The 13,803-nt window shown below is 73.3% G+C and carries 8 protein-coding genes; 3 read left to right on the forward strand and 5 right to left on the reverse strand.

Annotation, left to right across the window (positions count from 1 at the left end; all coding sequences use genetic code 11):
- Positions 1 to 68 precede the first annotated feature (68 nt).
- From BGP03_RS08310 to BGP03_RS08320, 3 genes are all read right to left on the reverse strand, one after another.
- Complete coding sequence (locus BGP03_RS08310) at positions 69 to 3,038, reverse strand: translation initiation factor IF-2 N-terminal domain-containing protein (protein ID WP_298798580.1); 2,970 nt, start codon at positions 3,036 to 3,038, stop codon at positions 69 to 71.
- A gap of 128 nt (positions 3,039 to 3,166) precedes the next feature.
- A complete protein-coding gene (locus BGP03_RS08315; protein ID WP_296370876.1) occupies positions 3,167 to 3,970 on the reverse strand; it encodes a TIGR03936 family radical SAM-associated protein in 804 nt (267 codons plus the stop codon).
- 9 nt (positions 3,971 to 3,979) lie between these two features.
- Entirely contained in the window at positions 3,980 to 4,114 is a 135-nt protein-coding gene (locus tag BGP03_RS08320) for a hypothetical protein (protein WP_296370877.1), read from the reverse strand.
- 12 nt (positions 4,115 to 4,126) lie between these two features.
- Here BGP03_RS08320 and BGP03_RS08325 point away from each other — a divergent pair, with 12 nt between their 5' ends.
- A complete protein-coding gene (locus BGP03_RS08325) occupies positions 4,127 to 5,356 on the forward strand; it encodes an amino acid deaminase (RefSeq protein WP_296370878.1) in 1,230 nt (409 codons plus the stop codon).
- A 26-nt stretch (positions 5,357 to 5,382) separates the two neighbouring features.
- Here the strand turns inward: BGP03_RS08325 and BGP03_RS08330 are convergent, their stop codons facing one another.
- Positions 5,383 to 6,366, reverse strand: coding sequence for a TAXI family TRAP transporter solute-binding subunit (locus tag BGP03_RS08330; protein ID WP_298798577.1), 984 nt, complete (start codon positions 6,364 to 6,366; stop codon positions 5,383 to 5,385).
- Between the two features lie 203 nt (positions 6,367 to 6,569).
- Between BGP03_RS08330 and BGP03_RS08335 the strand changes: the two genes are divergently transcribed.
- Both BGP03_RS08335 and BGP03_RS08340 read left to right on the forward strand, forming a co-directional pair.
- Positions 6,570 to 8,081: an amino acid permease gene (locus tag BGP03_RS08335; protein ID WP_298798575.1), complete on the forward strand. Its 1,512-nt coding sequence runs from the start codon at positions 6,570 to 6,572 to the stop codon at positions 8,079 to 8,081.
- Positions 8,082 to 8,125: 44 nt separating this feature from the next.
- Positions 8,126 to 9,970, forward strand: coding sequence for a putative nucleotidyltransferase substrate binding domain-containing protein (locus BGP03_RS08340; RefSeq protein WP_298798573.1), 1,845 nt, complete (start codon positions 8,126 to 8,128; stop codon positions 9,968 to 9,970).
- A 73-nt stretch (positions 9,971 to 10,043) separates the two neighbouring features.
- Here the strand turns inward: BGP03_RS08340 and BGP03_RS08345 are convergent, their stop codons facing one another.
- On the reverse strand, positions 10,044 to 13,784 hold the full coding sequence (locus BGP03_RS08345; protein ID WP_298798571.1) for an FHA domain-containing protein: 3,741 nt from the start codon (positions 13,782 to 13,784) through the stop codon (positions 10,044 to 10,046).
- Positions 13,785 to 13,803 lie beyond the last annotated feature (19 nt).

Consider the following 13,803-nt stretch of genomic DNA (forward strand, 5'->3'; position numbering starts at 1 on the left):
GGGCCGCGGCTCAGGACTACAGAGCGCGGCGCAGGGTTCCTAGGGTACGACAACGCCGATGGGGAGGGTCAAACCGGGTCGCCACCTGCCTCGGCCACGGGCGGACCCGCAGGTCGCGTTGCCGTGCGACGGGCCCGGCGGGGGGTGGAGACGACCGCGACCGGCTCCGGCTGCGGGGCCTCGGGAGCTGCGGAGTCCTCGGCCGGCTTGGCCACCGTGACGACCGTGACCGCCGGGGCGTCGCCGTCCGTGGCGGCCGGGGCCCCCGCGGTGCGGGTGACCCGCCCGCGGCGGCGCGCCGGACGCCCGTTGGGCGGCTCGGCGTCGGCCACCTCCTCCTGCGTGCGGGGGGCGTCGACGGGCACCAGCGGCTCGACGGCGACCGCCTTCTCCGCGACGACCTCCTCGACGGCCTCGGCGGCCTCGGCGGCGACGTCCACCGACGATCCGGCGGGCGACACCTCGATCCCGGACGCGGGGATCCCGGACGCGGGGGCCGGTTCCACCGCGGGCGCGCCCGCGTCGAGCGTGGCCGCCACGACGTCGGCCAGACCGTTGCGGACCCCGCCCGCGGGAGCCTCGACCCGGCGCACGTCACCCTCGCCGCGACGCACGCCGCGTCCGCCACGGGACCGGCGCCCGTTGCCCTCGGGCGCCGGGGACCGCTGCTCGGACGAGACGTCGGCCTTCGGCGTGACCGGCTCGGCGCTGACCAGCACACCGCGACCGCGGCAGTGCTCGCACGGCGTGGAGAAGTGCTCCAGGAGCCCGCCGCCGACGCGCTTGCGCGTCATCTGCACCAGGCCGAGCGAGGTGACCTCGGCGACCTGGTGGCGGGTGCGGTCGCGCGCCAGGCACTCGGTGAGGCGCCGCAGCACGAGATCGCGGTTGGCCTCCAGCACCATGTCGATGAAGTCGATGACGATGATGCCGCCGATGTCGCGCAGCCGCAGCTGGCGGACGATCTCCTCGGCCGACTCCAGGTTGTTGCGGGTGACGGTCTCCTCGAGGTTGCCCCCGGAACCGGTGTACTTGCCGGTGTTGACGTCGATGACCGTCATGGCCTCGGTGCGGTCGATCACCAGCGTGCCGCCCGAGGGCAGCCAGACCTTGCGGTCCAGCGCCTTGAGCAGCTGCTCGTCGATGCGGTGCTCCGCGAACACGTCGGTGGTGCCGACGTGGCGGTGGATGCGCTCGGCGAGCTCCGGGGCGACGTGCCCGAGGTAGTTGTTGAGCGTGTCCCACGCGTCGTCGCCCTGGACGACGAGCCGTGAGAAGTCCTCGTTGAACTGGTCGCGCACGACCTTGACCAGCAGGTCGGGCTCCTCGTAGAGCAGCACCGGGGCCTTGGGCTTGTTCGGGCCGGTCTTCTCGGACTTCTCCTTGACGACCTCCCACTGCGCCTGCAGGCGGCGGACGTCGCGCTCCAGCGCCTCGTGGCTCACGCCCTCGGAGGCGGTGCGGATGATCACCCCGGCCTCACTGGGGACGATCTCGCGGAGCATGTCCTTGAGGCGCTTGCGCTCGACGTCGGGCAGCTTGCGGCTGATGCCCGCGGCGCCGCCCGAGGGCACGTAGACGAGGAAGCGGCCGGCCAGGCTGATCTGCGTGGTGAGCCGGGCACCCTTGTGGCCGACCGGGTCCTTCGTGACCTGCACGAGGATGGGATCGCCGCTGGAGAGGGCCTGCTCGATGCGCCGGGCCTTGCCGCCGAGCCCGGCGGCGTCCCAGTCGACCTCGCCGGCGTAGAGCACGGCGTTGCGGCCGCGCCCGATGTCGACGAAGGCGGCCTCCATGCTGGGCAGCACGTTCTGGACGCGGCCCAGGTAGATGTTGCCGACCATGGACGACCCGGCCGAGCCTCGATCCGCGACGAAGTGCTCGACGAGGATCTCGTCCTCGAGGACGGCGATCTCCATGCGGTCGCCGCGCTCGCGCACGACCATCGTGCGGTCGACGGACTCGCGGCGGGCCAGGAACTCGGCCTCGGACAGGATCGGCACGCGGCGACGACCGGCGTCGCGGCCGTCGCGGCGGCGCTGGCGCTTGGCCTCCAGGCGCGTGGACCCGCGGACGCTCTGCACGCCGTCGCCGTCCTCGCTGGTGGCGGCGCTGCGCTCGCGGGGCTGGCGGACCCGGGTGACGGTGCCGGGAGGGTCGTCGTCGGAGGCGGCGTCCTCGCCCGACCCGCGACGGCGGCGCCGGCGACGGCGACGCGAGGTGCCGGAGGCGGCACCCTCGTCGTCGGTGTCGTCGCCCTCCTCGTTGTCCTCGGAGTCGGACGACTCCGAGGACTCGGACGACTCGGACGACGCGTCGTCGGACGCGCCGGAGTCGTCGGTCTCCTCGTTGCCCTCGTCGTCGGTACCGCGGCCGCGACCACGGCCCCGGCGTCCCCGGCGACGGCGGCGGCGGGCGCCGTCCTCGTCGGTGTCGTCGGTGTCGTCGGTGTCGTCGGTGTCGTCGGTGTCGTCGGTGTCATCGTCGGCGGCGGACCCCTCCGCCTCCTCGGTGGCGGTCTCCTCGGCGGAGTCCTCGGCGACGGGCTCGGCCGACCGGCGCGAGCGCGTGCGCCGCGTGGGCGCGGCCTTCTCCTCCGGCTCGTCGGCGGTGGCCTCGGGCTCCTCGGACACCGGCTCGGCCTCGGCGCGCCGGCTGCGGCTGGGCCGGGTGGGGGCCTGGAACAGCGGTGCGGGGGGCGCGAACACCGGGGCGAGCGCGGCGGCGACCTTCGGCGCGTCGACGACGGGATCGGGATCGAAGTGCAGGACCTCGGACTCGGGTGGCGCCTCCGGAGCGGAGGCGTCCCCGCCGGGCACGAGCGCGGTGACGACCTGCTCGGCCATCTTGCGGTCGATGCTCGACTGGGCCCCCTTGACCTCGATGCCGAGACCGCCGAGCGCCGCGAGGACCTCGCGACTCGTCAGGCCCAGCAGCTTGGCCAGCGCGTGCACCCGCATCTTCTCGGGCAGCTCGTCCAGGGCAGGTACGGTGACCGGCCCGCCGGGATTGCCGGCGGGCGTTTCCATATTCGACATCCAGCTCCTCCGCCCCCGGGCGCCCTCGAGGAAGGCGGCCGCGCAGGGGCACGTGCAGTTCTCTCACCGCGCGGTACGCGGCGAGCAATCCTTGTCCCGCTCCAGCCGTGTGAGAACCGACCTCCGGATCACGCCCGGGTGGTGACCCGTGCGGATCCGAGTGGGTCGGCCAGGTCGCCTCGGTGGTCGAGCAGGCCCTGGGCCGTCCGGGTGGCCTTGGGGGGCGCCGGAAGCGTGAGGCCTGCGACAACGTCGAGTGCACCCAACACGTCATCGGGTCGAACGGCGGGTGTCGTCTGCCGCACGACCGCCGTCATTATCGCACAGACTTCGCCCGACCCGGCGTCCCTCGGACGTGAGGAGGCCGACGGCGCGTCGGAGTCGGGGGGGCTCGCCTCGACCACGGCCGAGGCGATCGCGGCCCGCACGTCGATCTGCCGGCGGCCCGACGGCGTGACCCGCTCGACCACCACCGACTCCCGCGCGAGCAGCACCTCGAGGGCGGCACGCAGGGCGTCGGGGGTGACGCCGGGCAGCTCGATGGTCCAGCGGCTGGCGTCGATCCGGTCGGGCAGGGACGCGCCGTCGGCGATCGCGGCGTCGACGATGTCGATGCCGGCGGGCAGGGCGGCGTCGAGGGCCGTGACCAGCTCCGCGAGGTCGACCTCGCGCGTCAGACCCATCTCCAGGTACTCGGCCTCGCTGGCCGATCCGGTGGGGGCGGCCCCCACCCAGGACAGGCGCGGGTGGGGGCTGAACCCGTGGGAGTGCGACACCGGCACGCCGGCGCGGCGCACGGCACGTTCGAAGCTGCGTGCCACGTCCCGGTGGGACAGGAACCGAAGCCGCCCCCGCTTGGCGAACCGCAGCCGCACGCGCTGCACCGTGGGTGGAGCGGGGTTCGCGGCTTCGCCGGGACGAGGTCGGGCCATGGGCGCAGCCTAGGCGTCCCGGAACGGGAAGTGCTCACCCGGGACGTAGGCCGGCACCGGCCGGTCGGTGTTCACGCCGGGCCCGCCCCGCAGCGGGCACGGTGAGCGCGGCCGGCGCACGGTGGTGCCGGGAACGAGGCTCACAGGAGGATCCCGATGCTCACCGACGCTCCACTCAGCGCACTGGACAAGTCGCTGCCCGCCGCGGCCGACGGCCTGACCGCCGCCGCGTTCCTGGCGACCCGTCCGCGCCTGTCGTCGTTCGCCACCCCCCTGCTCGTGCTGGCCTCGGCGACCCTCGACGCGAACATCGCCCGGATGGCCGCGTGGTGCGCCGAGCGCGGCGTCGGGCTCGCACCGCACGGCAAGACCACGATGGCGCCGTCCCTGTGGGACCGGCAGCTGCGCGCGGGAGCCTGGGGCATCACGGTGGCCACACCGGGCCAGCTCCGGGTGGCCCTGGCCGCGGGGGTGCGGCGGATCCAGCTGGCGAACGCGCTCGTCGACCCCGTCGGGATCGCCGACGTCAGCCGGGCGCTCGACGCCGACCCCGACCTGGAGGTGCTGAGCTGGGCGGACTCCCCGTCCACGGTCACCGTGATGAACGCGGTGCTCGACTCGCTCGCGCCGCGCCGTGCGCTCACGGTGCTGGTGGAGCTGGGCGCCCCGGGCCGGCGCACCGGCGCCCGTGACCGGCGCACCGCCGTCGCGGTCGGGGAGGCGGTGCGGGCGAGCCCGTACGTGCAGCTGGGCGGGGTCGCCGGGTACGAGGGCGCGCTGGCCCATGACGCCTTCCCCGCCGCGCTCGACGCGGTGCGCGGCTACCTGCGCGACCTCGCCGGGTTGCACCGGGATCTCGGCCTCGGGAGCGGGTCGGTCGTCACCGCGGGCGGGAGCGCCTACTTCGACGACGTCGTCGACATCCTCCGGGCGGGCACCTCGGGCCACGTCCTGCTGCGCTCGGGCGCCTACCTCGTCCACGACGACGGCTTCTACCGCGGCATCTCCCCCTTCGCCCGCGACGGCGGGGCCCCGTTCCGGTCGGCCATGCACGCCTGGTGCCGCGTGGTGTCGCAGCCCGAGCCGGGCCTGGCCCTGCTCGACGCGGGCAAGCGCGACGTCCCCTACGACGACGGGCTGCCCGAACCGCAGCTCGTGGCCGACCACCTCGGCGGCCCGACCCGTCCGCTCGCGGGCGAGATCACCGCCGTCAACGACCAGCACGCGTTCCTGCGGACCACCGCGCCCTTGCGGGTGGGCGAGGTGGTGCGGCTGGGCCTGTCGCATCCGTGCACCGCCTTCGACAAGTGGCGGTGGATCCCGATGGTGGCCGACTGGTCGTCGCCCGATCCGGTGGTCGTCGACCTGGTCCGGACGTACTTCTGATGCCCACTTCTGATGGGCGGGGCAGCTCAGCCGGTGAGCTGCGCGAGCGCCGCGCGGGCCCCCGCGTTGAGCTGGATCGGGCCGGTGTCGGTGGCGGTCTTCGGGTCGAGCCCCGACGCCGCGGGGACGGCGGCCGCGAGCGCCGCCTTCTGCTGGAACAGGATCCGGGTGACGGCGCACGCGTCGGCCTGCGAGAAGTCGTCGCGCACGACCAGCAGGTTCGGCAGCGAGATCGTCGCGACGTCGCCGGAGGTCTTGTAGGTGGCGGCGGGGATGGTGCCGGCCGCGTAGACGTCGTCGGACTTCCGCATCGCCGGGAGCAGGCCGCTGACGTCGAGGAGCTTCACCGTCGACCCGTCGGAGGCGAACAGATCGCCGATGCCCTGCGTCGGCAGCCCGCCCGGCCACACGAATCCGTCGATCGAACCACTCTTGATCGCCGCCACCGAGGCGGCGAGGTCCAGGCTCTGGGGCTGCACGTCCTTCTTCGGGTCCAACCCCGCCGCCACCAGCAGCCGGTCCGCGATCAGCTCCGTGCCCGACGCCGGGGAGCCGGTGGAGATCCGCCGGCCCTTGAAGTCGGCCATCGTGGTGATACCGGAGCCCGTGGAGACGACGACCTGGGTGTAGTCGGAGTAGATGCGCGCCAGGGCCTGGATCTTCTGCGGCTCGGCGAACACGCCCTGCCCGCGGACGGCGTCGGCGGCGCTGTCGGCCTGGGCGAAGGCGATGTCGTACTCGCCGGTGCTGAGCTGCTGCACGTTGCGCAGGGTGGAGCCGGTCTCCACGGCGGTGGCCTGGATCGGGCTGCCCGCGGAGACGGCCTTGGCGAGCGCGCTGCCGAGCGCCGCGTACACGCCGGTGGCGTTGCCGGTGGCGATGGTGAGCGGGCCGGAGTCACCGCGGCACGACGACGGGTCCACCGCCGGATCGGGCGTGGTGGCGCAGGCGGTGGTCACCAGGCTCGCGGCCACCAGCACGACGAACCGCGACCTCCGCATCGAGCGCATGCCACGAGTATGTGAGGGATTCATTACCCACCGGAACCCCTACCTTTCCCGGGGACAGGTTATTTCGGACATATCGGTCTCGGCAAAGCGCTCAACCTCAAGTCTTCCCCATCCGGCGGGCCTGCGGCCTTGCCGCCGCCTAACCTCCCCTCACGCCGCGCAGCAGACGTCGCGCACATCACAGCGGGTGATCGGGGACACGGATGACGGAAACCGTCAGCAGTAGCCACAGCGACAGCCTCAATGCGGAACAGGAGGGGTACAAGCAGTCCCTGGGCCGGCGCCAGGTCCAGATGATCGCCATCGGCGGGGCGATCGGCACCGGCCTGTTCCTCGGCTCCGCGTCCCGGCTGCACAGCACCGGCCCGGCGCTGGTGCTCAGCTACGCGTTCGTCGGCGTCATCGCCTACCTGCTCATGCGGGCCCTCGGCGAGCTGGTGCTGCACCGCGCCACCTCCGGCGCGTTCGTGTCGTGGATGCGCGAGTTCTTCGGGGAGAAGGCCGCGTTCGTCACCGGCTGGATGTACTGGCTCAACTGGGCCCTGACCGGCATCGCCGAACTCTCGGCCGTCGCCGTCTACGTCAAGCACTGGCTACCGGACATGCCGAGCTGGGCCACGGTGCTCATCGCGCTCGCGGTGGTGCTGGTGGTCAACCTGCTCTCGGCGAAGGCGTTCGGCGAGTTCGAGTTCTGGGCCTCGGTGCTCAAGGTCGGCGCGATCGTGGTCTTCCTCGTCATCGGCCTCGTCGTGGTGATCGGGCAGTTCGACATCGGCGGCCACCAGGCCGGCGTGCAGAACCTCTACGAGAACCCGGGCGGCTTCTGGCCCGCATCCGGCGACTTCGCGTGGTACGGCCCCATCCTCGTGATGTCGGGCGTCGTGTTCGCCTACGCCGCCATCGAGATGGTCGGCGTCGCGGCGGGCGAGATGGCCGACGCCAAGACCGAGGTGCCCAAGGCCGTCAACGCCGTGATCTTCCGGATCGGTGTCTTCTACTGCGGCCCGATCCTGCTGCTCGTCTGCATGCTGCCCACCTCGGAGTACACCAGCGGCACCAGCCCGTTCGTCACCGTGTTCGGCCGGCTGGGTCTGGGCTGGATGGGCGACGTGATCCAGGCGATCCTCATCGTCGCGGCCATGTCCAGCCTCAACTCCGGGCTCTACACCACCGGGCGCGTGCTGCGCAGCCTCGGGATGAGCAAGGAGGCGCCGCAGTTCACCCTCAGGATGAGCCCCCAGGGCGTGCCGTGGGCCGGTATCGTCCTGACCTCGGTCATCTACGTGTTCGGCGCGATCCTCAACGCCATCGACCCCGACGCGTTCGAGACCGCGCTGGAGGCCGCCTCCATCGGGGTCGTGTTCACCTGGTCGTCGATCTTCCTGTGCCAGATCCGGTTGCGGCAGCTGGTCGGCAAGGGGGTCGTGCCGGCCAGCACGTTCCAGATGCCGGGCTCGCCGTGGACCAGCTACGTCGGGCTGGCGTTCCTGGCCCTGATCATCGTCGGCATGGGCATCTCCGGCTGGCAGAGCTCCGACGAGTTCTGGCACAAGACCAACTTCCTCGTGGTCGTCTTCGGGATCCCGATCATCGCGGCGCTGCTGACGGGCGGGTGGTTCCTCGTCAGGGACAAGGTCGTCGCCAACACGGGTGGCAGGATCGGGGCGGTGTGGTCGGACACCGGCCCGACGTACCCGTCGGAGCCGAAGGCCTGACCCAGGGCGCCGAAGGCCTGATACGGAACGAGGGGGTCGGCTGAGTGGACGGTCTGGCGAGGTTCCTGGGGTCGAACCCGCCGTTCTGCTCACTGGCCGACCCCGATCTCGAGAAGGTGACCGCGGCGGCCCGGGTGGTGGACCACCCGGCCGGCGCGCTCATCGTCGACGCCTTCGCCTCGGCCGGCGACGACCTGTTCGTCGTCATGGCCGGGCAGGTCGAGCTCTGGACCACCGACGGCGGCGCCGACGAGCCCGCCGACGAGATCGTCGGCCGGGGCTGCGTCTTCGGGCACACCACCGCGCTGACGGGTGCCCCCATCGGCCCGCGCGCGGTGGCCCTCGGGCCGGTGCGGCTCGTCGAGATCCCCCGCGCGGCCGTGGCGGCGGCGTTCTCCTCGCCCGAGGGCGTCCGCTTCCTGGCCCAGGACCTCGCCGAGGACCGCGTCCGCGCGGCGGCCCCCGCCCGGTTCCGCACCGTCGACGACCTGGTGGTCTCCGCGCCGGTGCTCGGGCACGCCGGCATGACCGTCGCCGACGCGGCGCGCGTGATGACCGAGCGGTCCAGCCGCTACCTGGCCGTCCCCCGCGGGAACGGCGAGTTCGGCCTGGTCACCGACGGAGTGCTGCGCGAGCACGTGCTGGCCGCCGGCCGGTCGGCCGACACCCCGGTGCAGGACGTCATGATCCCGCGCGCGGCCACCGCCCGCACCGGTACGCCCACCGCCGACGTGCTGCACCGGTTCGCCGAGGACCGCCTCGACCAGTTGTTGGTGGTCGACGTGTCGGGCGCGCTGCGCGGGGCCGTCGACCCCGCCGACTTCCTGACCTCGCCGTCGGGCGCCGGGATGATGCTGCGCGAGAACGTCCGGCGGGCGGAGTCGATCGACCAGGTCGTGGCGCTGGGGCGGCAGCTGCCCGTGCTGCTGGGCGACCTCGTCCGGCAGCGGCGCGAGGCGTCGGAGACCACGGCGGTGTACTCGACGGTGGTGGACGCGGTGCAGCGGCGCGTGCTGTCGCTCGTGCTGGCCGGGCGCGCGGCGCTCGACGAGGCCGAGGTCACCTGGATGCTGCTGGGCAGCAACGCCCGCCGCGAGCCGACACTGGGCTCCGACATCGACTCCGCCGTGGTGTTCGCCGAGTCGGTGGACAGCCCCGCCCGCGCCACCGCCTACCGCGCGGCGTTCGCCGAGGTCGCCGACGTGCTGCGCCGCGCCGGGCTGCGCGTCGACAGCCACGGCGCCACCCCGAGCTCGCCCACGTTCTCCCGCACCCGGTCGCAGTGGCGCGCCGCCGCCCACCTGTGGCTCGACAGCCCGCTCGACAACCAGGGCATGCTCATGGCGTCGCTGCTGCTCGACGGGCGGCCGATCCAGGGCGACCCGGCCCAGCCGGTGGTCAACGAGGTGTTCGCCGACGTCCGGGACCACCCCGGCACGATGAAGCTGCTGGTGCGGGAGTCGTTGTCGCACCGCGCCCAGGTCCGGTCGGTCCGCGACGTGCTGGTCGGCCGCGGCGGCACGTTCGACCTCAAGGGCCACGCCCTGCGCCCGATCGTCGAGATCGCCCGCTGGGCCGCGTTGTCGGTGCGCTCGTCGGAGCTGTCGACCCGGGCCCGGCTGGCGGCCGCGTCCGGTTCGATGCTGCTGCCCGCCGAACAGGCGAAGACCCTGATCGAGGTGTTCGAGGTGTTGCAGCGGGTGCGGCTGCGCCAGCAGCTGGCGCAGTTCGAGCGCGGCGAACCGGTGACCGACATGGTGTGGATGCGGCGGCTCGCGCCGCTGGACCGCAGCCTGGTGGCCCAGTCGGTGCGCGAGATCGCGACGGTGCAGAAGCGGCTGTTCAATATTGTTCAGTACACCTCGCCCTCGGAATGGGGCGCACGGTAGACAGCCGGCATGTCCAGCCCCGCGGTCCGACCACACGTCGCCCTTGGAATGGGGCGCACGGTAGACAGAAAGCCTAGATCCGGCTGCCGTGCCCGGGTAGCCCGGGGTCGTCGGGGACCGGTTCGTCGACGACCTCCGCCGGCAACAGGTCGGCCGTGATCCCCAGCGCCGCCGTGCCCGCCGCCACCCTCCGGTAGTAGTCACCGACCGTCTCGAGCACCTTCTGCAGGGACGCCAGCAGCCGGTCACCGCCGCGCGCGACGACGTCCGACTCGTGCTCCTCGAACGCGAGAACGCCCTCGCCCAGCGCGAGCTTCATCTCCCGCAGCACCCGCGCGTCCTCCCGGGCGTAGACGCGGCACAGCCCGTCGGTCCGCGGGTCGGCCGCGAGCACGAGGCCGCGGACGTGGGCCACGGAGTTGCGGACCAGCAGGTACTCCGGCCGCGCCCGCAGCGCCGCGACGGCCGCGCCCAGCGTCCGGAGGTCGACGTCGTCGGCGCAGAACCCGACGGTGGCCGTCCAGACCTCGTGCAGGTCGTCGTCGACGAGGCCGTCGAGGAAACTGACGAGGAACCGCCGGTGGCCCTCGACGACGTACTGCGCCTTGAACGGGGTGAGCTCGCGCGGGTCCTCGCCGCGGGTGGCGGTGGAGTGCACGAACCCGTGGTCGCCCGCCAGCGCGTTCTCCATGGCGACGACGAGGTAGAGGTAGCGGACCCAGGCCGTCCAGAGCTGCTCCAGGGCCATGTGGCGCAGCCCGTCCGGGGTCAGCACGACGCCCCACCGGCTGCCGAACCGCAGCCGCCGCATCGACCCGATCGCGTACATGCCCAGCAGCGCGTCCACCTCGGAGTGCACGTGGTGCAGCACCTTGCGGTAGGCGGCGGTGGCGTCGAGACCGGTGTGGTTGCGGACGATGTGCGCGCCGCCGACGTGCAGGTGGGCGAACTCGGTGACGTCGTAGACGCCGCCGCTGACCGCCATCCACAGGCCCTCGCCGGGCGAGTTGTGGAGCACCAGGTCCGACACGTCGTAGGTCGTGCCGAGCTGTGCGTGGCCGCTGTAGGTGGTGAAGACGTCCTGGCTGAGCCGGCCGCGCGCCGCCAGCTCCCGCACGACGTCCCGGGCTTCCTCCTCCGACGCGACGTGGCGGCGCACCACGGCCAGCAGCGCGTCGAGCACCGAGACGGCGAACCCGGCGCTGCCGCAGATGTAGACGTGCGCCCCGCGCCCTCCGTCGGAGCCGTCGCGCAGCAGCGCCCAGAGCCGCTCGGCGTGCTCGTCCCCGGTGATCAGGGCGGCGAGCCGGCGCCGGGCCCCGGGCTCGGTCACGAACCGGCCCGTCGCCGCGTCGAACCGGGTGACCACGTCCTCCCGGGAGAACGCGGTGTGCACCTCCAGCCGGCCCCCCGCGGCGGCGTCGGCGAGGTCGTCGTGGTGGGTGAACTCCCCCGCGGTGCGGGCGCCGTAGAACAGCAGGTTCTCCCCGGGAGCGCCGGCGCGGGCGCGCACGAAGCCGTGGAACGGCGCGATGCCCGATCCGGCCGCGAACATCACGACGGGCGCGGACGGGTCGACGGGCAGCCGGAACCGGGGCGTCGGCACGATCTTCAACGAGAGCTGCCGGTCGCGGTGGCGGGGCTCGGTGGCCATGCGGCGCAGGAAGTTCGACGCGCTGCCGAGCCGCTCCCGCGCGTACGAGTACGGGGTGCGCGCCGAGGTGTAGCGCAGCCCGCCGACCACCAGCCGCAGCGTCTCGGCGGGCGCACCCTCGTCCGTGGCCGAGGCGATGGAGTACAGCCGGAAGTCCTCGGGCGGCACGACGGCGCACAGCGCCTCCGGCTCACCCGCGTCGGCCTTCCACAGGCGGGTGACGTCGTAGCCCGCGGAGTGCAGCAGGTTGAGTACGTCCCAGAGCTCCCACTGGTCCTCCATGCGGGAGTCGACGATCCGCTTGAGCGACCCGGTGGGCGACAGCGCGAGCAGGCGCTTCGCGACCTCGCGGGTGACCGGGCGTATGCGGGCGAACGTCAGCACGGTGCGCAGCGGCAGCACCTCGGTGTCGTGGGTGTAGCCGGCGCGCAGGCGGACCGCGCTCTGCCAGTTCGGGGTCAGCGCGACGATCTCGTCCCCCGTGGCCTGCAGCGCCCGCAGCGTGCGGCGGACCAGGTCGTCGTCGTTCTCCGCCAGCACGCCGACCCGGTCGCCCGGCTGGTGGTGCACGCCCTGCCCGGCGACGTCGAGATCGACGTGGCACGTCCAGCCGTCACGGGTCTCGACGACGCGGCCGCTGCGCGGGCGGCCGAACGCCACGGGCGGGCCGACCGAGGGCCGCCGTTCGTCGCGGACCACGGCGAGCTCGTCGTCGATGTGGTCCCAGGTGCGGTCCTTGAACAGGCCGGTGAACTTCGCCCCGGTCGTGACCTCGCGGCCGACCTTGAACGCCACCTCCAGGAATCCGTAGGCCTTGATCCGGTGCAGGCCCATCCAGCCCCGGTCGCCGGCGTAGGCGTCGAGCACCGCGTTGTAGACGCCGCGCAGCGCGGGCCGGCCGCTGTCGGTCACGTACTGCCGTACCGACACCTCGCGCAGCGCCGCCACCAGCTCCACCCAGTGCCGCGGGAAGTGCCCCGCCATCAGCCCGCTCTGCTGCCCCACGAGCGAGCGGTAGGACCGCCGCTCCAGGAACGCGTCGATGGCGTGGATCTGGGGCTGCGCGGTGCCGGCCGGGCTCGGGGCGCCGTCGAAGATCGGGACGCCGGCCGTGCCGACCGTCTTCGCCCAGAGCACCTGGTCGAGGAAGTTCGCACCGCGCGGGTTGGGGTCGATCTGCGGGTAGATCACCTGGGTGGCGTGGTTCAGCTGGTCGTGGATGTCCAGCAGCGCCGACTCGCACGCGGCGGGGTCGTCGGCCAGCACCGCCTCCTGGGCACGCAGCATCGCCTCCAGCACCGGGGTCAGGGCCATCGCGAACTCGGTGGTGACCAGGTAGAACACGCGCTCGGCCGCGTTGTCCCAGGCCGGGACGAGCAGGTCCATGTTGTCGAGACGCCGCGGCCCCGACGGGTCGCGCAGCCGCCAGTTGTAGAGGAACAGGTCGGTGTAGGACACCGCGGGAACGGGCTTGCCGAGCCGCCGCGACACCTCGGTCCACGGGCGCAGCACCGCCTCGGGCAGTGCCGCGGGCGGCGCGGTGGTGACGTACTGGTAGGCGTGCGCGAACGCCCCGAGCATCGCCGATGCGCGCAGCAGGTAGCGGTCGGGCAGCGCCCCGGCCCCGGCGTCCAGCACGGGGAGCCGGTCGAACGCGGAGCGCAACGTGGTGCGCCGGAACAGCTCCGGCAGGTGCCCGACCATCTCGTCCCACGCCCGGTGCGACGCCGGCAGCGCCCGCAAGGGGGGCTCGACGGGCAGGAACCCGTGCTCGATCGACAGGAAGCCGTCGAGCTCGTGACCGGCCGAGCGGTTGTGGGCCTCGGCCGCCAGCACGACCTTGCGGGCCGGGGCCGCGGGGGTGTCGGTCGACCGGCGCAGCGCGCGCATCTCCGACGGCGGCACGAGGTTCGTCGCGTCGGGGTCGACGACGTGGAAGGACCAGGTGATGTCGTAGGGGCCGATCCGCAGCACGTCGCGGATCGCGAGGGGACGGGTGGTGACCGGCTCCCCGTCGACGTAGCTGCCGTTGGCGCTGCCCAGGTCGGTGACGACCAGGTGGCCGCCGGCCCGCTCCAGCCGCGCGTGCCGGCGGGAGACGGCGCGGTCGGCCAGCACGACCATGTCGGGTTCGGCCGCCCGGCCCAGCACGACCGGCAACGGGCAGAGGTGCTCGGTG

Origin of the sequence: Pseudonocardia sp. 73-21 (assembly GCF_001899645.1) — a bacterium.
GTDB lineage: Bacteria > Actinomycetota > Actinomycetes > Mycobacteriales > Pseudonocardiaceae > Pseudonocardia.